The organism is Asanoa siamensis (assembly GCF_016862555.1).
Classification (GTDB): Bacteria; Actinomycetota; Actinomycetes; order Mycobacteriales; family Micromonosporaceae; genus Asanoa; species Asanoa siamensis.
Genome location: NZ_BONE01000005.1, coordinates 124,700 through 143,980 on the forward strand (window position 1 = coordinate 124,700; position 19,281 = coordinate 143,980).

General features: G+C 73.0%; 17 protein-coding genes. 14 read left to right on the forward strand and 3 right to left on the reverse strand.

Going from position 1 to position 19,281, the window contains the following annotated elements:
• Window positions 1–276 precede the first annotated feature (276 nt).
• A complete protein-coding gene (locus Asi02nite_RS05130; RefSeq protein ID WP_308440145.1) occupies window positions 277–1,098 on the reverse strand; it encodes a sugar nucleotide-binding protein in 822 nt (273 codons plus the stop codon).
• Between the two features lie 25 nt (window positions 1,099–1,123).
• A complete protein-coding gene (aspS, locus tag Asi02nite_RS05135; protein WP_203710965.1) occupies window positions 1,124–2,929 on the reverse strand; it encodes an aspartate--tRNA ligase in 1,806 nt (601 codons plus the stop codon).
• 163 nt (window positions 2,930–3,092) lie between these two features.
• Between aspS and Asi02nite_RS05140 the strand changes: the two genes are divergently transcribed.
• The 8 genes from Asi02nite_RS05140 to Asi02nite_RS05180 all read left to right on the forward strand — a co-directional run bounded on the left by Asi02nite_RS05140 (window position 3,093) and on the right by Asi02nite_RS05180 (window position 13,598).
• Window positions 3,093–6,329 carry an SWIM zinc finger family protein gene (locus Asi02nite_RS05140; protein ID WP_203710966.1) on the forward strand — a complete coding sequence of 1,079 codons (3,237 nt, stop codon included), beginning with the start codon at window positions 3,093–3,095 and terminating at the stop codon, window positions 6,327–6,329.
• The gene (locus tag Asi02nite_RS05145; protein WP_203710967.1) at window positions 6,326–7,387 is read left to right on the forward strand and encodes an ATP-binding protein; all 1,062 of its coding nucleotides are present in this window, start codon (window positions 6,326–6,328) and stop codon (window positions 7,385–7,387) included. The genes Asi02nite_RS05140 and Asi02nite_RS05145 overlap by 4 nt, the downstream gene beginning before the upstream one ends.
• Complete coding sequence (locus Asi02nite_RS05155; RefSeq protein ID WP_239126487.1) at window positions 7,380–9,779, forward strand: DUF5682 family protein; 2,400 nt, start codon at window positions 7,380–7,382, stop codon at window positions 9,777–9,779. Before Asi02nite_RS05145 ends, Asi02nite_RS05155 begins: the two co-directional genes overlap by 8 nt.
• 66 nt (window positions 9,780–9,845) lie before the next feature.
• A complete protein-coding gene (locus tag Asi02nite_RS05160) occupies window positions 9,846–11,033 on the forward strand; it encodes a VWA domain-containing protein (protein ID WP_203710968.1) in 1,188 nt (395 codons plus the stop codon).
• 109 nt (window positions 11,034–11,142) lie between these two features.
• Window positions 11,143–11,892, forward strand: coding sequence for a YbaB/EbfC family nucleoid-associated protein (locus Asi02nite_RS05165; protein WP_203710969.1), 750 nt, complete (start codon window positions 11,143–11,145; stop codon window positions 11,890–11,892).
• 7 nt (window positions 11,893–11,899) lie between these two features.
• Complete coding sequence (locus tag Asi02nite_RS05170; protein ID WP_203710970.1) at window positions 11,900–12,220, forward strand: hypothetical protein; 321 nt, start codon at window positions 11,900–11,902, stop codon at window positions 12,218–12,220.
• Between the two features lie 6 nt (window positions 12,221–12,226).
• Complete coding sequence (locus Asi02nite_RS05175; protein ID WP_203710971.1) at window positions 12,227–13,321, forward strand: hypothetical protein; 1,095 nt, start codon at window positions 12,227–12,229, stop codon at window positions 13,319–13,321.
• Entirely contained in the window at window positions 13,305–13,598 is a 294-nt protein-coding gene (locus tag Asi02nite_RS05180; RefSeq protein ID WP_203710972.1) for a hypothetical protein, read from the forward strand. The genes Asi02nite_RS05175 and Asi02nite_RS05180 overlap by 17 nt, the downstream gene beginning before the upstream one ends.
• A gap of 225 nt (window positions 13,599–13,823) precedes the next feature.
• Here the strand turns inward: Asi02nite_RS05180 and Asi02nite_RS05185 are convergent, their stop codons facing one another.
• Window positions 13,824–14,633, reverse strand: a complete 810-nt coding sequence (locus tag Asi02nite_RS05185) for an MBL fold metallo-hydrolase (RefSeq protein ID WP_203710973.1) — start codon at window positions 14,631–14,633, stop codon at window positions 13,824–13,826.
• A 138-nt stretch (window positions 14,634–14,771) separates the two neighbouring features.
• Between Asi02nite_RS05185 and Asi02nite_RS05190 the strand changes: the two genes are divergently transcribed.
• Genes Asi02nite_RS05190 through Asi02nite_RS05215 form a run of 6 tightly spaced genes read left to right on the forward strand, consistent with a single transcriptional unit; the run spans window position 14,772 to window position 19,258 of the window.
• Entirely contained in the window at window positions 14,772–15,074 is a 303-nt protein-coding gene (locus Asi02nite_RS05190; protein WP_203710974.1) for an urease subunit gamma, read from the forward strand.
• Complete coding sequence (locus Asi02nite_RS05195) at window positions 15,071–15,394, forward strand: urease subunit beta (RefSeq protein WP_239126488.1); 324 nt, start codon at window positions 15,071–15,073, stop codon at window positions 15,392–15,394. The genes Asi02nite_RS05190 and Asi02nite_RS05195 overlap by 4 nt, the downstream gene beginning before the upstream one ends.
• Entirely contained in the window at window positions 15,391–17,100 is a 1,710-nt protein-coding gene (locus tag Asi02nite_RS05200; protein WP_203710975.1) for an urease subunit alpha, read from the forward strand. Before Asi02nite_RS05195 ends, Asi02nite_RS05200 begins: the two co-directional genes overlap by 4 nt.
• Entirely contained in the window at window positions 17,100–17,873 is a 774-nt protein-coding gene (locus Asi02nite_RS05205) for an urease accessory protein UreF (RefSeq protein WP_203710976.1), read from the forward strand. The genes Asi02nite_RS05200 and Asi02nite_RS05205 overlap by 1 nt, the downstream gene beginning before the upstream one ends.
• Window positions 17,863–18,531: an urease accessory protein UreG gene (gene ureG, locus Asi02nite_RS05210; protein WP_203710977.1), complete on the forward strand. Its 669-nt coding sequence runs from the start codon at window positions 17,863–17,865 to the stop codon at window positions 18,529–18,531. The genes Asi02nite_RS05205 and ureG overlap by 11 nt, the downstream gene beginning before the upstream one ends.
• Complete coding sequence (locus Asi02nite_RS05215) at window positions 18,521–19,258, forward strand: urease accessory protein UreD (protein ID WP_203710978.1); 738 nt, start codon at window positions 18,521–18,523, stop codon at window positions 19,256–19,258. Before ureG ends, Asi02nite_RS05215 begins: the two co-directional genes overlap by 11 nt.
• The last annotated feature ends 23 nt before the right edge of the window (window positions 19,259–19,281 follow it).

Consider the following 19,281-nt stretch of genomic DNA (forward strand, 5'->3'; position numbering starts at 1 on the left):
TCCTGGTCGTGTGGCCCGCGCATCAGCAAGCACGCGCCCGACGGTCCGGCACCCCGCCTGGACTCCTTGCCACACGCATGTGGGGGTCCCCACCCGCCCTGACGGCCGCGACCGCCTCGCGGTCCCGAACCCCGGACCGGACGCCGGCACGCGTCGGTGCGACCGCCTCGCAGCCCCGCACCCGAGCCGGCCACCCGCACGCGGTGCGACCGCCTCGCGGTCCCGCACCCGGGCCGGCCGCCGTCGCGCGTCGGTGCGGGTGTCCGGGCGCTGCGCCTAATTCGCGGCCAGGACCTCGGCGGCCGGGCGGATGCGCGTTTTGAGGAGGTCGCGGGCGCGGGTCGTGTCGAGGATGACCGTGGCGGGGCGTAAAAGTCCCACCTCGGCCATGGTCGTCGTGTGTAAGACGGAGGTATCCCGGCCGTGGGCGCGGGCGACCAGCTCGCCCAGCTCGACCCGGCTCAGCGGTTCCGGCCCGGCGACGTTGAGCAGCCCCGCGTAGTCGCCCGCCGCCAACTCCAGGACCGCGGCGGCCAGGTCGCCGACCCCGATCGGCGTGCGGATCTGGTCGTGGAACAGGCGCACGCCGGAGTCGGGCCGCATCGCGTCGAGACAGATGGCCACCTGGTTCGCGCGGGCGTCCGGCCCGATGATCAGGGAGCACCGGACCAGCGCGGCGTCCGGCGCGACCAGCCGCACGGCGGTCTCCGCCGCCGCCTTGGCCGCGCCGTAGTCGAACGACGGGCTCGGCGCGGCGTCGTCCCCGTACGGCTCCGGACGTCCACCGTGGACAGCGTCGCTGGAGACGTGCACCAGCCGCGCACCCACCCGGGCCGCCGCGGCCGCGACGTGCGCCGCCCCGTCGGCGGTCACCGCCCACTCGGCGTACGCGTAGGCCGCGTTGACCACCACCCGCGGCCGCACCTCGTCGACCAGCGCGTCCACCGCCGCCCGGTCGCGCACGTCGACCCGCCGCCAGCGCACGCCCGGCGCGTCACCGGGCGCCCGCTGGTAGCTCGCCGCCACCGCCGACCCGGCCGCGGCCGCCTGCCGGCACACCTCACCGCCGAGGTAGCCGCTGCCGCCGACGACCAGCATCGTCACCGCGCGGCCGCCGGCCCACTCACGGCGTGTGCTCGACCGGAGCCGCGACGCCCGCGGTGCCGGCGTGCGCCGCCGCGGCCGGCTTCGGCTTGGCGTCGATGCCGGCCTCGAGCCGCTGCTGCGGCGTGATCGGCGTCGGCGCGCTGGTCAGCGGGTCGTAGCCACCGCGCGTCTTGGGGAACGCGATGACCTCGCGGATGGAGTCGGCACCGGCCAGCAGCATGCAGACGCGGTCCCAGCCGAACGCGATGCCGCCGTGCGGGGGCGGGCCGTACTTGAACGCCTCTAGGAGGAAGCCGAACTTGTCGGCCGCCTCCCCGTCGCTGATGCCCAGCAGGCTGAAGACCCGGCGCTGCACGCTGGCCCGGTGGATACGGACGGAGCCCCCGCCGATCTCGTTGCCGTTGCAGACGATGTCGTAGGCGTAGGCCAGCGCCCGGTCCGGCGCCTCCTCGAAGTTGTCCATCCACTCCGCGTTGGGAGACGTGAACGGGTGGTGGACGGCCGTCCAGCCGCCCTCGTCGTCCTTCTCGAACATCGGGGCGTCGGTCACCCAGCAGAACGCCCACGCGTCGGGGTCGGCCAGGTTGGTCCGGCGGGCGATCTCGACGCGGGCTGCGCCGAGCAGCTCCTGCGCCTCGCGCCGCTCGGCCGACGCCGCGAAGAAGATGGCGTCGCCGGGCTTGGCGCCGACCGCGTCGGCCAGGCCGTCGAGGTGGGCGGCGCTCAGGTTCTTGGCGACCGGGCCGCGCGGCTCGCCGGTCTCGGCGTCGAGCACCACGTAGGCCAGGCCGCGGGCGCCGCGCGCCTTGGCCCAGTCCTGCCAGCCGTCGAGCTCCTTGCGGCTCTGCGCGGCGCCACCCGGCATGACCACGGCGCCGACGTAGCCGCCGCCCTCGATCGCGCCGGCGAACACCCGGAACTCGGTGCCGCGCAGGTAGTCGGTCAGCTCCGTCAGCTCGACGCCGTAGCGTAGGTCGGGCTTGTCCGAGCCGTACCGCGCCATCGCGTCGTGCCAGGTGATCCGCGGGATCGGCCGCTCGATGCGGTGGCCCGCCAGCTCCTCCCACAGAGCGCCGACGATCGCCTCGCCGAGGTCGATCACGTCGTCCTGGGTGATGAACGACATCTCGATGTCGAGCTGGGTGAACTCGGGCTGCCGGTCGGCGCGGAAGTCCTCGTCGCGGTAGCAGCGCGCGATCTGGTAGTAGCGCTCCATCCCGGCCACCATCAACAGCTGCTTGAACAGCTGCGGCGACTGCGGCAGCGCGTACCAGCTGCCGGGTTGCAACCGCACCGGGACCAGGAAGTCGCGGGCGCCCTCGGGCGTCGACCGGGTCAGGGTCGGCGTCTCGATCTCGTTGAAGTCACGGTCGTGCAGCACCCGGCGGGCGATCTGGTTGGCCTTGCTGCGCAGCTTGAGCGCGTTGGACGGCCCGCTGCGGCGCAGGTCGAGGTAGCGGTGGCGGAGCCGGATGTCGTCGCCCGCGTCGATGTTGTCGTCGACCGGCAGCGGCAGCGGCGCGGCCTCGGACAGCACCTCGAGCGCGGTCGCGTTGACCTCGACCTCGCCGGTCGGCAGCTCCGGGTTCTCGTTGCCGGCCGGGCGGCGGGCGACCTCGCCGTCGACCTTGACGCAGTATTCGTTGCGCAGGTGGTGGGCGTCTTCCTCACGGAAGACGACCTGCACCACACCGGACGCGTCGCGGAGGTCGACGAAGATGACCCCACCATGATCACGGCGGCGGGCCACCCAGCCGGCCAGGGTCACCGCGTTGCCGGCGTCCGTGGCACGCAGGCTTCCGGCATCATGGGTACGGATCACGGCGGTCGTTCTCCTCGACGATGGGGTACGGCTGTGCGCGATCGATTCTCGCAGGGCAGGTTGGTGGCGGAAGCCCGCACCCCCGGCCTGTGGATAAGGTTTGGTGTCTGGAGTTATCCACAGGCCTCCAAAACTCGTCGTACATGAGTTCTAAGGTTTGCGCGTGTCCGTCGAACGCTGGTCTCCCGACAAGGTGCTCTCGCTCGCGCCCGACCAGGGCGCGGCCAAGAGCGCCCGTGGCCTGATCACCGCTGCCCATTGGGCCGGTCAGGGCCGCTTCGACGACATGCTGTGGGGCCTGTGCCGGGGTTCCGGCTCGCGGCCCTATCAGGTCAGTGTCGATCTGACCGGTCCGGCTTACCGGTGCACCTGCCCGAGCCGCAAGATCCCCTGCAAGCACACCCTCGGGTTGCTGCTGCGCTGGGCCAACGGCGGCGTGCCCGACGACCCCGAGCCACCCGACTGGGCGACCGAGTGGCGGGCCGAGCGGCTCGCCCGGGCGCAACGGGCCGAGGAGCGTGCCGTCCGGGCACCCCGCGCGCCCGGCGAAGGCCTCGCCGACCCGGCCGCCGCCGCCGCCCGCCGGGTCCAGCAGCGCGCCGACCGCGTCGAAGCCGGCCTCGTCGAGCTCGACCGCTGGCTGGCCGACCAGGTCGAGCAGGGGCTCGCCGCGACCGAGCAGGCGGGCTACCGCCCGTTCCAGACCATGGCCGCCCGCCTGGTCGACGCCCAGGCCCCCGGCATCGCGGGCGCCGTCCGCCGGCTGGGCTGGGTCGTCGGCGTCGGCATCAACTGGGCCGACCGGCTGCTCGGTGAGTTCGGGCTGCTCCGCCTGCTGATCGTCGCCCACGGGCGGCTCTCCGCCCTGCCTGCGGCCCTGGCCGCGACGGTCCGCACGCGGGTGGGCTACCCGGTCGCCACCGACGACGTGCTGGCCGAGCCCGAGATCCGCGACCGGTGGGCGGTGCTCGGCCGCTTCGACACCGCCGACGATCGCCTGACCAGCCGCCGCACGTGGCTGCACGGCACGAGCACGGGCCGGTTCGCACTGGTCCTGACGTTCGCTCCGGTCGGGCAGACGCTCCCGGCCGACCTTGAGCCCGGCACCGTGGTCGACGCCGGGCTCTGCTTCTACCCGGCCGCGGTCCCCCGCCGCGCGCTGGTCAAGGCCCGCTACGGCGAACCGGCGCCGACCGCCACCCCGCCGACCGGCGCGGTTCCGATCCGCGTCGCGGTGGCGGAGCACGCGGAGGCCGTCGCTGCGGAGCCTTGGCGCGAGTCGACCCCGATGCTGCTCGCCGACGTCACCCCGACCGACGAGGGCCGCCTCGTCGACCCGTCCGGCGACGCGATCGCCCTCCATCCCGACGACGACCAACCGTGGTGGCTGCTCGCCGCGGCGGGCGCGCGCCCGGTGGTGGTCGCGGGAGAATACGGGCATGCCGGCTTCCGCCCGCTCGCGGCCTGGCCCGACGGGCGCCACGTCCCGGCGACGCCGGGCGAGCCGCGCGCGACACTCGGCGGGCCGCCGGAACTACCGGCCGACCTGCTCTCGGCCGCACTGGTCGGCACGGCCCGGAAACCATGGTCGGCCGAGCGCCTCGACATCGGCGACGGCCACCGCCTCACCCTCTCGCTCCCGGCGACGCTCCATGCCGCCGCCCAAGGCGACAGCGCTACAAGTGGGCACACCGCTCAAGGCCTCAGCGGTCTCACCGGCCACAGCGCTGCAGGCGCGGGTGCTCCCACCGGGGACGCCGCTCGAGGTCGGAGTGGTCCCTCTGACCGCAGCACCCCCTCGGGCCACACCGCGCCCGGGGACATCGCGGCATCCGCATCCGCTCAGGGCGGCGCTGCTCCTGGTGATCCCGCCGGCGGTCCAGCACCCGAGCCGACCGCGGTGGTTGGCCCGTTGCTCGACGATCCCGCCGATGTCGATCCTGGTCGTCGCGACAGCGACGCCCAGTGGGTGGGGTCAGGCGGTTCGGCTCGCGCGTTACTTGAGGCTGTTGCGGTCGCGCTGACCTACCGACGGGCCGGGGAGACGCCACTGGCCGCGCAGCCGACGATCGCGCCGGCCCCCGACGAGGCGCTTCCGGTCGTGCCTGCGGCGGCCGCGGAGAGACTCGACGTCCTGCTCAGCGAGGGTGCGACCGGCTGGGGCGGCCCCGCTCAGCGGTCGATTCTCGGTCAGTGGCTCGTCGAGGCCGGCCGGCGCCAGCTCCTGGTCCCGCCGGAGACGTTGCCGGTCCTGCTCGACCTGGGGCGCCGGGACACGGCGATGCGCCCTGCCCTGGGCGTGGTGGCCGGGCGGCGCGGGCGCTGGCTGGCGCAGCGGCAGTCCGACTGGCGCTACTTCCGCGACGTGGGTGGCGAGGCGGCCTCGGCCGATCCGCAGGATTGGTTGACCGGCACGCCCGGGGAGCGGCTCGCCTACCTGGTGGCGTTGCGGGCCACCGATCCGGCCAAGGGTCTCGAGCTGCTCACCGAGGCGTTCGACAACGAGCCGCCGCACGACCGTGTGCTGCTGCTCGGCGCGCTCGAAACCGGCCTGGCGCTGCGTGACCAAGGGTTGATCGAGCACGCGCTCGATGACCGGCGGCGGGAGATCAGGCAGGTCGCGGCGGAGTTGCTGCGCAAGCTTCCGGATGCGGCGCTGGGCGAGCGAATGGCGACCCGGGCCGCGGCGAGCGTCCACTTCGCCGACGGTGCGCTGGTGGTGACCGCCCCGTCCAGCATCGACGCCGCGATGCTGCGCGATGACGTCGATCCGTCGCCGCCGCGCGGCGTGGGCCTCGGTGCCTGGCTGCTCGAGGAAATCGTCTCCGCTACGCCGCTGGGGTTCTGGACCACCTTGACCGGTCGTGACCCGGCGGGGGTGCTGACCCTGCCGGTGAGCGACGGGTGGCAGCCGGTCCTGCTCCGTGGGTGGGCCCGGGCCATCGCCGCCCAGCGCGATCCGGTCTGGGCCGCCGCGGTGCTCGACCTCGCCGACACCATGCCGACGTCGCTAGGCGGCGACGGACTCGGTGATCGGCTGACCTGGCCGCTGCTGGAGGTCCTACCGGGTGGCGAACGGGGGCGCCGGGTGGCCGAGGCGCTGCGCCGCGACACCGCCGCCGGCATTCGTCTGCTGCATTTCTGCGTCGACGACTGGTCCGACGATCTCGCCTCGGCCGCGTTGCGGGCGATGGCCGTGCTCGCCCCCGACAACGCCTGGCAGCTTTCCGAGCTGTGCCGGCTGGCGATGCCGGCCATGCCGACCTCGTTCGTCGGCCCGGTCGAGGCGCTCGTCCGTTCCCTCGACGGCCTGCCCGAGGGCCGCCGTTCCGCCCGCTACCTGGCCCAGCTCGCCGCCGTGCTCGGTTTCCGCCACGAGATGATCGAGGAGTTCGCATGACCGCCCTGCGCCCGCACGCGGAACAGTTCTACGCCGAGGAGCTGGCCGCGCTCGCCGCCGACGACGACCGGTCTCGGCCGCCGGGCTGGCGGTTGTCGCCGCAGGCGGTGGTCACCTACCTGCTGGGCGACGGGGGCAAGATCACGCCGAAGTACGTCGGCTCCCGGCGGCTGATGGAGGTCGCCGTCGCCACACTCGCGACCGACCGCGCACTGCTGCTGCTGGGTGTGCCGGGCACGGCCAAGACCTGGGTGTCGGAGCACCTCGCGGCCGCGATCTCGGGCGACTCGACGCTGCTCGTGCAGGGCACGGCCGGCACGCCGGAAGAGGCGATCCGGTACGGCTGGAACTACGCGCGCCTGCTCTCCGAGGGTCCCTCGCCCGCCGCGCTGGTGCCGAGTCCGGTGCTGCGGGCGATGCAGAGCGGCACGATCGCCCGCGTCGAGGAGCTCACCCGGGTCCCGTCCGACGTCCAGGACGCGCTGATCACGATCCTGTCCGAGAAGACGCTGCCGGTTCCGGAGCTGAACACCGAGGTCCAGGCCCAGCGCGGCTTCAACGTGATCGCGACCGCCAACGATCGGGACCGTGGCGTCAACGAGCTGTCCAGTGCGCTCCGGCGGCGTTTCAATACGGTGGTGCTGCCCGTGCCGGCCACCGTCGACGAGGAGATCGACATCGTCACCCGGCGGGTGGCGCAGCTCGGTCGGTCGCTGGAGCTACCGGAGACGACGACCGCGCTCGAGGAGATCCGGCGGGTGGTCACGGTCTTCCGCGAGCTACGCGACGGCCAGACCGACGACGGCCGCACCAAGCTCAAGTCGCCGACGGGCACGATGTCCACCGCCGAGGCGATCTCGGTCGTCACCAACGGCATGGCGCTCGCGGCCCACTTCGGCGACGGCGTCCTTCGGGCCGGCGACGTCGCCGCCGGCATCCTGGGCGCGGTCGTCAAGGACCCGATCTCCGACCGCGTGGTGTGGCGCGAATACCTGGAGACCGTCGTCCGCGAACGCCCCGGCTGGGCCGACTTCTACCGCGCCGCCCGCGATGCCTGAGCGCTACTACGGCATCCGCCACCACGGGCCCGGATCCGCCCGTGCGGTGATCCGCGCCCTCGAGGAGCAGCGACCAGACATCCTGCTCGTCGAAGGCCCGCCGGAGGCCGACGAGCTGATCGAGTGGGTGGCCGACGACCGCCTGCAGCCGCCGGTCGCGCTGCTCGGCTACGCCGCCGACAACCCGCGACGCGCCGCGTTCTGGCCGTTCGCGGTCTTCTCACCGGAATGGCAGGCAATCCGCTGGGCGGTAGCCAACGGCGTCCCGGTCCGCTTCTTCGACCTACCGTTCGCCTACCGCTTCATCCCCCGCAAACCCACCGCCGACGCCGAGGCGGACCCGCGCGGCGACAAGCCAGCAGAGCCGGACCCGAACAAACCCGAAGCCCAACCGGGCGCGGACCAATCCGGCACGCAAACACCCACATTGGACAGTCTGCCTGGAGCCGATGGAGGCGGAGCCGGTGCGGAGGCCCGCAGCCCCGGTGCGCCCGATGCCGAGGGTTTGGGCGATGGCGAGAGCGCCGAAGACGACGGGCCGATGCCGGGGCCGCCGGCGCCGGAGCTGCGGCCTGTGGATCCGATCGGTGAGCTTGCGGCGGCGGCCGGCTACGACGATCCCGAGCGGTGGTGGGAGGACGTCGTCGAGCATCGGCAGGCGCCCGCCTTCGAGGCGATCGAGGAAGCGATGACCGCGGTCCGGGCCGGGGCGCTCGAGGATCCGTACGACCTCGTGCGTGAGGCGCACATGCGGACCGTGCTCCGGCAGGAGCGGCGCAACCACGACGAGATCGCCGTGGTCTGTGGGGCCTGGCACGTGCCGGCGTTGCGGGCCAAGGTCACGGCGGCGCATGACGCGGCGCTGCTCAAGCGGGTACGGCGGCGTGGGAAGGTGCGCTTCACCTGGGTTCCGTGGACGTACGGGCGACTCGCGTCGTGGCAGGGTTACGGCGCCGGGGTCGACTCGCCGGGCTGGTACCACCATCTCTTCACCACCACCGACGAGGTCGTGCCGCGGTGGCTCGTCAGTGCCGCGCATGTCCTGCGCGAGGAGGGTGTGGACACCTCGTCCGCCCACGTGATCGAGGCGACCCGGCTCGCCGAGGCGCTCGCGACCATGCGTGGGCGGCCGTTGGCCGGGCTGGCCGAGGTCACCGACGCCGCCGGGTCCGTGCTGTGTGAGGGTGACGACCTGCGCCTGCAGCTTATCGGGCGGCGGCTGGTCGTCGGCGAACGGCTCGGCGAGGTGCCCGACGGCGTACCCACCGTGCCATTGGCCCGCGACCTCGAAGCCCGCCAGCGGGCCGCGCGGCTCAAACCGTCCGCATTGGACCGTGCGCTCGATCTCGACCTGCGTAAGGACACCGACCTGGCCCGCAGCCACCTGCTGCACCAGCTTCGCTGCCTCGACGTGCCGTGGGGTGAGCCGGCGGAACGGCGGGGCAGCACGGGTACGTTCCGCGAGGAGTGGTCCTTGCGCTGGCAGCCGGAGTTCTCGATCCGGCTCGTGGAGGTCAGCGGGCTGGGCACCACCGTCGTCGCGGCCGCTACCGCCCAGGTCACCAACGCCGCCGCCAAGGCCACCACCCTGGCCGACGTGACCGCCCTGCTGGAGACCTGCCTGCTGGCCAACCTACCCGGCGCGCGACCGGCGGTGCTGCGCGCCCTCGACGCCCGCGCGGCCGAGGACGCCGACGTCACCCACCTGATGGCGGCGATTCCGGCGTTGGCACGGACGGTCCGCTACGGCGACGTCCGTCGCTCCGACGTCGCCTCGGTGGCGGCGGTGGTGCGGGGCCTGCTGGCCCGGGTCTACGCCGCGCTGCCACCGGCCGCCTCGGCGCTCTCCGACGAGGCGGCGACCGACCTACGCGACCACATCGACGCCGTGCACTCCGCGGTCGCGCTGCTCGGCGACGAGGCCGAACGCACCCGCTGGCTCGACACGCTCACCGCCCTCACGACCCGCGACGACCTGCACGGCCTGCTCGCCGGCCGGCTCACCCGGCTCCTCCACGACGCGGGGCGGCTGTCCACGGACGACGCGGGCATCCGGCTCGGCCGTGCGCTGACCGCGGGCGTCCCGGCGGCCACGGGAGCGGCCTGGGTGGAGGGCTTCCTCGCGGGTGGCGGCCTGCTCCTCATGCACGACGACGCCTTGCTGCGCCTAGTCGACACCTGGCTGGCCGCGATCCCGCCGGAGGCGTTCACGGAGGTGCTACCCCTGCTCCGCCGCACCTTCGGCACCTTCGCGACCGGCGAACGCCGTGGCATCGGCGAACGCGTGGCCGGCGGTGGCACCACCCGCACGGCCACCGCGGTCCTCGACCACGACACCGCGAGACTCGCGCTCCCGACGTTGAGCGCGCTCCTCGGACGGAGGATCGAATGACCACCTCCACACCGACTCCAACCCGCGTAGCGACACCCTCCCGCCCGCCTCAGGACGGAGGACGCGATGAGTGCTGAGGACGAACGGCGGCGGCGCTGGCGGCTCGCGCTCGGTGAGCCCGCCGACGAATCGCTCGGCCAACCCGGCGGCCGCGACGCCGCGATGGATGCCGCGATGGCCGCTCTCTACGACCGCGCCCCTGACGGCGACGGGCAGGGCGAGGCCGAGGGCAAGCGACGCTCCGGCGGCCTGGGCGCCTCCGCACCCAGAGTGGCCCGGTGGCTCGGCGACATCCGTGAGTACTTCCCGCAGAGCGTCGTCCGGGTCATGCAGACCGACGCCATCGAGCGGCTCAACCTCACCCGTCTCCTGCTCGAACCCGAGATGCTCTCCGCGGTCGAGCCCGACGTGCATCTCGTCGGCACGCTGCTGTCGCTCAACTCCGTCATGCCCGACAAGACCCGTGAGCTGGCCCGACAGGTCGTCCGCAGCGTCGTCGACGACCTCGAGAAGCGGGTCGCGCAGCGGGCCCGGGCCGCCGTCACCGGTGCGCTCAACCGGGCCACTCGGATCGAGCGGCCGCGGCACGGCGACATCGACTGGAACCGCACCATCCATGCCAACCTGCGGCACTACCAACCCGCTTACAACACCATCGTGCCCGAGCGGTTGATCGGGTACGGGCGACGCGGCAGCGCCGTACAACGCGATGTGATTCTCTGTGTCGACCAGTCCGGGTCGATGGCCTCGTCGGTCGTCTACTCCGGAGTGTTCGCGTCGGTGCTGGCGTCACTGCGCACGCTTCGCACCTCACTCGTCGTCTTCGACACCTCCGTCGTCGACCTGACCGAGCACCTGAGCGATCCCGTCGAGGTGCTCTTCGGGACGCAACTCGGCGGCGGCACCGACATCAACCGCGCGATCGCGTACAGCCAGCGGCTCGTCACCAGGCCACGCGAGACCATCTTCGTGCTGGTCAGCGACCTTTACGAAGGAGGCGTACGCGACGAGATGCTGCACCGGGTCGCTGATCTCGTCGGCGCGGGCGTCCAAGTGGTCGTGCTGCTCGCGCTCTCCGACGACGGGGCGCCCAGCTACGACCACGACAACGCGGCCGCGCTCGCCGCGCTCGGCGTTCCGGCGTTCGCGTGTACGCCCGACGTCTTCCCCGAGCTGATGGCCGCCGCGATTCAGCGGCACGACCTGCGAGCCTTCGCGGAACGGGAGGGGGCACAGCGGGCACACGGATCGTGAACAACGATCGCGATCGGTGCTAGGGTTTGGCGGCCCGACCGGCGCGCTCGGCATTGGGGGTCTGATGGGCGCCTTCGACGCGATACGGAAGACCGCGATACCGAAGCCCATGCCGCAGTCCGAGTTGCGGGACACGGTGGACGCGCTTCGTCAGGCGGTCGCCGCGGCCACCGCCACCGTCTCCACACCGGACGGTGCCGTCGAGGTCACCGCGGGTCCCGGCAACGCGATCGTGGGGTTGGGCTTCGGGCGGGCGGCCTACCGCTACAGCCCGGAGCGGCTCGGCGCGCTCGTCGTCGACACCGCCCGCCAGGCGACCGCCGAGGCCACCGGCACCATGACCGAGGCCTTCGACACCGTCGGCCGCGGCCGCACCGAGCTGCCCGGCCTGCTCGGCGGCACCCTGCCCGAGGTGCCCGGCACGGAGCAGCCCGACCTCGACGACCTGCCCGAAGAGGACGGCCCGTTCGACAGCGAGGGCCGCCGCGCGGGCGAGGTGCTCCGCCGGCTCAGCGCCGAATCGGCGCAGCAGCTCGCCGGCTACGCCGAGCTACGCGCCGACCTGGCCGCGATGAAGGCGTCCGCGCGGTCCGACGACGGCGGCGTGGCGGCGGAGGTACGACCGGGCGGGGAGCTGCTGGCGATCCATATCGGCACCGACCAGTTCCGGCACGACCCCGCCACCCTCGCCGGCATCGTCCACAACACCGTGATGGCCGCGACCGCGCGGGCGGCGATGCTGATGGCCGAACGCGTCCAGCGCCTGGCCGGCCCCCGCCTCGACATCCGCACGCTGGTCGAGGAGCAGCAGAGCCCACAAACCAACCAGACCCCCGAAGACCGACGACGGCGGAGCTGAGACACCCGTGGGAGAAGGCTTCCGCACCGACGTCGACGAGATCATGGTGTGCCGGGCCCGGCTCGCCGAGATCCGTGAGCGGGCGGCCGACATCCTCACGCTCGCCGAGGACGCCAACCCGGAGTGGTACATCTGGGGCGCGATCGGCGCGCCGTTCGCCGCCATGTACTGGCGGTACGCCGACGACACCTACGAGCACCTCGCGATGATGGGCGACGCGCTGCAGAACCGGGTCGACGCGCTCGACTGCACGGCACAGAACTACCGCGAGTCCGAAGCGGAGATCGAGAAGGCGCTGCAGTCGATCCGCGACCTGCTGGGCGGCTGACCCGCGATGACCGACGAACGACTCAAGGACAGCGACGTCACCAACGACGTCACCGACTACGGCACGAAAGACGGCGGCGTCGACGTCACCGGCGACTGGGACGGCTACGGCGGCGCGGGCTCAGTCAGCGTCGGCGGCTACGACGTGCTGCGCCTCGACCCTGTCAAGGACTTCGCCGGCGTCACCGGGCTGCCGCAGGCCGTGTCCGCCGGCGCCAAGATGGTCAACGGCGACGGCGACTGGGGCGAGCTGTTCAACATCGCCGGCAGTGCGGGCGACCTCGGCATCAACGTCGCCATGTACGCGGTCGACCCGCTCAACGCGCTGCTCTCGGCCGGCCTCTCGTTCCTGATCGACGTGGTCCAGCCGCTCGAGGACCTGCTCGGCCTGGTGACCGGCAACCCCGAGCGGATGGAAGGCGAGATCGCCAAGTGGGAGCGTGTGGGCAACGCGCTCGAGCCGCTCGCCAAGGAGATCCTCGAAGCCACCCGCGAGGGCCTGGTCGGCTGGCAGGGCGAGGCCGCCGACGCGGCCCGGGCCCGCCTGGAGGAGTTCGCCGGTGGCGTCGCCGGCATCCAGGGCGACGTGCAGCAACTCGTGTTCATCCTGAACACCGCCAAGCTGCTGATGGACGTCGCGCAGGCGTTCGTGATCGGCCTGATCGCCACGTTCGTCGAGTGGATGATCATGACGTGGCTTCCCGCGCTGGCCGCCGCGGTCCCGACCGCCGGCGCCTCGACGGCCGCCGCAGCCGCGGCCACCACGGCGCAGGGCGCGATCGTCACGACCCGCGGGGTGACCTTCATCCAGAAGGTCGCCCAGATCATCATTCGCCTGCGTGGCGTGCTCTACCGGATGCACCCGCGGATCATGCGGCGCGTGCAGGCCTCGTTCCAGTTGCGCGTCAACGGTCGTTTCGCCAGCGGCTGGGTCGGCAGCGGGACGGCGCTGCGCCAGTCCGCGACCGACTTCCGCACCTGGATGGGTCCCGCCGACAAGGCCCTCAACACGGCGGGCAACGAGGGTAAGCGGCTCTTCGAGGGCCAGGACGAGAAAATGTCAGACGAGGAGTTGGATCGCCGCCTTGACCCCGACCGGTAACCCGAAGCCGAAGCGCGCGGACGTCCGCCGGGTCCGCCAGCGCCTGCCCACCCCCGCCGCGGTGGTGGCCGCGGTCGGCATCGGGTCGGCCGCGTTCCTCGCCGTCTCCATCGGCTTCGGCGCCGCGGAGGTCTTCGAGCGGTGGGTACTCGCCCCGGCCACGGCGGCCGGCCTGATCGCCGGCATCTGGTTCTTCGTCGCATGGAAGCTCCGCGACCCGAAACGCCGCCGCGCCAAAGCCAAGGCCCAAGCCAAAGCCAAAGCCAAGCCCGAGTGAAGACGAAAGCCGAAGCGGAAGCAGAAGCGGAAGCCAAGGCCGGGCCCAAGTCAAGGCCAAAGCCCAAGCGGAAACCAACGCCGAGACCGACGCGGGCGCGGAGGCCGGCGCGGACGCGGGGCGCGGGCGCAGACGCGAGCGGGCGCGGGCGGGGAGCCGGCGCCGACGCGGGGCGCGGGCGCCGCGGGGCGCGGGCACCGACGCGCACGCCGAGAAGGACGCGACCTAACGCCCCACGTGTGCCAGATAGCGATCCGCCGACCGCCGCACCCGCTCCTTCGCCCCGCCGGCGACGACCCGACCCCACCAACCCCCGTACACCGTGTCGTAGGGCATCGAGTCCACAAGCGACACCGCCCGCACGATGGTGTCGGGGTGCTCGGGGATCAGGTTGGGATAGCTGTACATGAAGCTCACCCAGCGCCGGTCCATCACGACGGTGAAGATGTCACCGGTGCACAGCGCGCCCTTGCCGTCGAGTCCCGGCCAGTGCAGCACGGTGCCCCCCGGGAAGTGGATGCCGCAGTTGACCAGCGTCCGCCCCGGCAGGATCTCCCGCCGGTCGCCTTCCCAGAGCACGATGTTGCCGGACCGCGGCACCCACTCGGCGTCGGACGCGTGCACGTAAACGGGAATATCACCGAACGCCCGGCTCCACTCCACCATGGACCCGTAGAAATGCGGGTGTGACACGGCGATCGCCGCCAGCCCGCCCACCTGACGCACAGCGTCGACCGTGGACTCGTCCACATAGGGCACACAGTCGAACAGCACGTTGCCGTCGGGCCCGGGCACCACCAGCGCCCGCTGACCGATGCCGACGCTCGGCTCGACGCCGACGCCCCACAGCCCCGGCGCCTCCTCGCGGACGACACCGCGATGGCCCTCGGCGTGCAACTCGGTGATCGACACCCACCGCTGCCCGCCCCAGCCGACATATTGCCGCTCGTCGGCACAGATCGGGCAGAGGGTGCGGTCAGCGTCGCGGGCACGCTGAACCCCGCAGGTGCGGCAGATCGGGTGGTGACGGTCCATTTCCGTAAGCGTACGACGGCCGCCGCGCGCCCTACCAACAAGGGGCGTAATGGGTGCGTAACGTTCTGATGGCAGCATCGTGACGCACGGTCGCCGGCCCCGAAGAGGGCCCGGCAGTCAGCACCACAGAGGTGAGCCATGTTCCTCAGTCAGCACGAGCAGGAACGCCTGCTCATCCACGTCGCCGCGGACGTGGCGCGCAAGCGGCGCGAGCGCGGCCTGCGGCTCAACTATCCAGAGGCGACGGCCCTCATCACCGCGTTCCTGCTCGAGGGCGCTCGCGACGGCCGCACCGTGGCGGATCTCATGTCGGCGGGCCGGAGCGTGCTCGGTCGCGCCGACGTCATGGACGGCGTGCCGGAGATGCTCCCCGAGGTGCAGGTCGAGGCGACGTTCCCGGACGGCACCAAGCTGGTCACCGTCCACGACCCCATCCCATGATGATTCCCGGCGAGATCGTGTACGGCGACGGCCCGGTCGAGATCAACGAGGGTCGGCCCGTGCTGACGCTGACCGTCCGGAACACGGGCGACCGGCCGGTGCAGGTCGGCTCGCACTACCACTTCGCCGAGGCGAACCCCGCGCTCGAGTTCGACCGCCGCGCCGCCTGGGGACAGCGGCTCGCCGTGCCCGCCGGCACCGCCGTACGCTTCGAGCCCGGCATCGACCGCGAGGTCGACCTCGTCCCGATCGCCGGTCGCCGCCACGTGCCCGGCCTGCGCGGCGAGTGTGCCGGGCCGCTGGACGCGGCGACGGCATGACCGCGATCGACCGCCCCCGCTACGCCGTCCTCTACGGCCCGACCACCGGCGACCGGATCCGGCTCGCCGACACCGACCTGTTCGTCGAGGTCGAGGAGGACCGCTGCGCGTACGGTGACGAAGCGGTCTTCGGCGGTGGCAAGGTGATTCGCGAGTCGATGGGCCAGTCCGCGGTCAGCCGGGGCAGGGGCACCGTCGACACGGTCATCACCGGCGCGGTCGTGCTCGACCACTGGGGCGTGGTCAAGGCCGACGTCGGCATCCGGGACGGGCGGATCGTCGCGCTCGGCAAGGCCGGCAACCCCGACACGATGGACGGTGTCCACCCCGACCTGGTCATCGGCCCGGGCACCGAGGTGATCGCCGGGAACGGCCGGATCCTGACGGCCGGCGCGGTCGACAGCCACGTACACCTGATCTGTCCGCAGGTCCTCTCGACCGCGCTCGCCAGCGGCGTGACCACGGTGATCGGCGGCGGCACCGGCCCCGCCGAGGGCACGAAGGCGACGACCGTGACGCCGAACGCCTGGTACCTCGCCCGGATGCTGGAGGCCGTCGACGCCTGGCCGGTCAACGTCCTGCTGCTCGGCAAGGGCAACACGACCAGCGCGCAGGCGTTGTGGGAGCAGCTGCGCGGCGGCGCGGGCGGCTTCAAGCTCCACGAGGACTGGGGCACGACGCCCGCGGCGATCGACGCCTGCCTGCGGGTCGCCGACGCGAGCGGCGTGCAGGTCGCGATCCACACCGACACCCTCAATGAGGCCGGGTACGTCGAGGACACGCTGCGCGCGATCGCCGGGCGGTCGATCCACGCGTACCACACCGAAGGCGCGGGTGGCGGGCACGCGCCCGACATCATCACGGTCGCCGGGCAGCCCAACGTGCTGCCGAGCTCGACCAACCCGACCCGCCCGTACACCCGGAACACGCTCGACGAGCACCTCGACATGCTGATGGTCTGCCACCACCTCAACCCGACGGTGCCCGAGGACCTGGCGTTCGCGGAGAGCCGGATCCGGCCGAGCACGATGGCGGCCGAGGACGTGCTGCACGACCTCGGAGCGATCTCGATCATCGGCTCGGACTCGCAGGCGATGGGCCGGGCCGGCGAGGTCGTGCTCCGCACGTGGCAGACCGCGCACGTGATGAAGCGCCGGCGGGGCGCGCTGCCCGGCGACGGCCCCGCCGACAACCTGCGGGCCCGGCGGTACGTCGCGAAATACACCATCTGCCCCGCCGTCACGCACGGCATCGCCGGCGAGGTCGGCTCGGTCGAGCCCGGCAAGCTCGCCGACCTGGTGCTCTGGGACCCGGCGTTCTTCGGCGTGCGTCCGCTCCTCGTCATCAAGGGCGGCATGATCGCCTGGGCGCAGCTCGGTGACGCCAACGCGTCGATCCCGACACCGCAGCCGGTGCTGCCAAGACCGATGTTCGGCGCGTACGGCGTGGTGCCGGCCCAGACCAGCGTGGCGTTCGTCGCGCCGGCCGCGATCGACGCGCTGCTCGGCGACCGGCTGCCGGTCAGCCGCCGGATGCTGCCGGTGGCGGACACCCGCTCGCTGACCAAGGTGGACCTGCCGTGCAACGACGCCCTGCCCCGCATCGAGATCGAGCCGGACACGTTCACGGTACGCATCGACGGCGAGGTGGTGCCGCCGGAGCCGGCGGTCGAACTGCCGATGGCCCAACGCTACTTCCTGTTCTGATGTCGCTGTCGACGCTCCTCGTGCTGGCCGACGGCCGGCTGCCGGCCGGCGCCCACGCCCACTCGGGCGGCGTCGAGGCCGCGGTGGCGGCGGGACGCGTCCACGACCTCGCGACGCTGGCCTCCTTTCTGCGTGGCCGCACCGCGACGGCGGGCCTGCTGTCGGCGACCTTCGCGGCCGCGACGTGCGCCGCGTGGTGCGAACTAGGGGGCGCGGCACCAGGCGCAGGCCGTCGCGCACGCGGCCCTGATCCGGGCGAGTCGCCCGACGCCAAGCCGAACGCGGACAACGGCGGACCTCACCCGTCGTCCGCGCCCGACGCGCGGGTGTCCGCCCTGGACGAAGGCGTGGACGTGCGGACCGCGTCGCCCGCGTTGCGGGTCGCGTCGCGGGCGCAGGGGCGTGCGCTGCTGCGGGCGGTGACCCGCATCTGGCCCGGCACCGCCACGCCGGCGGTCGCGGCGCCGCATCACCCGGTCGCCGTCGGGATCGCCGCCGCGGCGGCCGGGCTCGGTGCGCGGGAAGCCGCGCTCGTCGCCGTCTACGGAGGACTGACCGGGGCGGCGTCGGCCGCCGTACGCCTGCTCGGTCTGGATCCTTTCGGTGTGCACGCGCTGGTCGCCGACCTGGCGCCCGAGTGTGACCGGATCGCCGTGGTCGCCGCGGCGCGCGCCGACGATCCGGTGGACGACCTGCCCGCCGGCTCCGCCATCCTGCTCGACGTCGACGCCGAGCAGCACGCCACCTGGGAGGTGCGTCTCTTTGCATCCTGACCACCATGACCGCGCCGTACGAGTCGGGATCGGCGGGCCTGTCGGGTCCGGCAAGACCGCGCTGGTCGCGGCGCTGTGCCGGGCGTTGGCCGGTGAGCTGCGGCTCGCGGTCGTCACCAACGACATCTACACGACCGAGGACGCCGACTTCCTGCGGCGGGCGGGGGTGCTGCCCGACGACCGCATCCGGGCGGTGGAGACGGGGTGCTGCCCGCACACCGCCATCCGCGACGACATCAGCGCCAACCTGGACGCGGTCGAGGAGCTCGAGGAGCGGCTCGGCGCGCTGGACCTGGTGCTGGTGGAGAGCGGCGGCGACAACCTGACCGCCACGTTCAGCAAGGGGCTCGTCGATTACCAGATCTTCGTGGTCGACGTGGCCGGCGGTGACAAGGTGCCCCGCAAGGGCGGGCCCGGCGTCACGACGGCGGACCTGCTGGTGATCAACAAGACCGACCTGGCGGCGCTGGTCGGCGCCGACCTCGGCGTGATGGCCCGCGACGCGGCCGCCCGCCGCGGCTCCCTGCCGACCGTCTTTCTCTCACTGACCGAGGACCGCGTCGCGACGCCGGTGGCGACCTGGGTCCGTGCCCGCATCCAGGCGGCCGCCGCCCCCTCCGACCGCGAGGCGCGTGCGGCGGCCGCCGGTGCGGGCTGAAGCCCGCGTCGTCGCCGAGGCCGACGGTCGCGGCGGCACCCGCCTGACCACCGTCCACGGCGAGCCGCCCCTCCTCCCCCGCCGCACGGGCCACCGCGCCGGCGCCGCCGAGGTCCACCTCGTCGGCGGCGCCGCCGGCCCGCTGGGCGGTGACACGCTGAGCCTGCACCTGGAGGTCGGCCCGGGCGCACACCTCGTCGTGCGTACCGTCGCCGCCTCTCTCGCCCAACCCAGCAACCCGCCGGCGCCCAGCGTCCTCACGGTCACGGCGACGGTCCACGGCCGCCTCGTCTACCTGCCCGAACCCACCGTCGCCGTCGACGGCTGCGACCATCACACCATGTCCATCGTGGACCTCGGCGACGGCGCCGAGCTGCTCTGGCGTGAGGAGCTCGTCACCGGCCGGCACGGTGAGCCGCCCGGAGACCTGTGCACCACCACCACGATCAGGGGTGCGGCGCGGACGATCCTGCGCCACGATCTCGCGATCGGGCCGCGTACACCGACCTGGAACAGCCCGGCCGTCCTCCACGACGCCCGCGCGGCCGGGACGCTCGTGATCGTCGGCCCGCAGGCACCGGCGCGAACCGTCCTCATGAGCCCCACCGCCGCCCTCATGCCGCTCGGGAACCACCCGAACGCCGCGATGATCAGCGCCACCGCGCCCGACGCGCCATCGCTGCGGAAGGCGCTGGACGGGGCGATCGGCTACCACACGGGCACGTGATCCCGGCGCGAAACGGAACAATT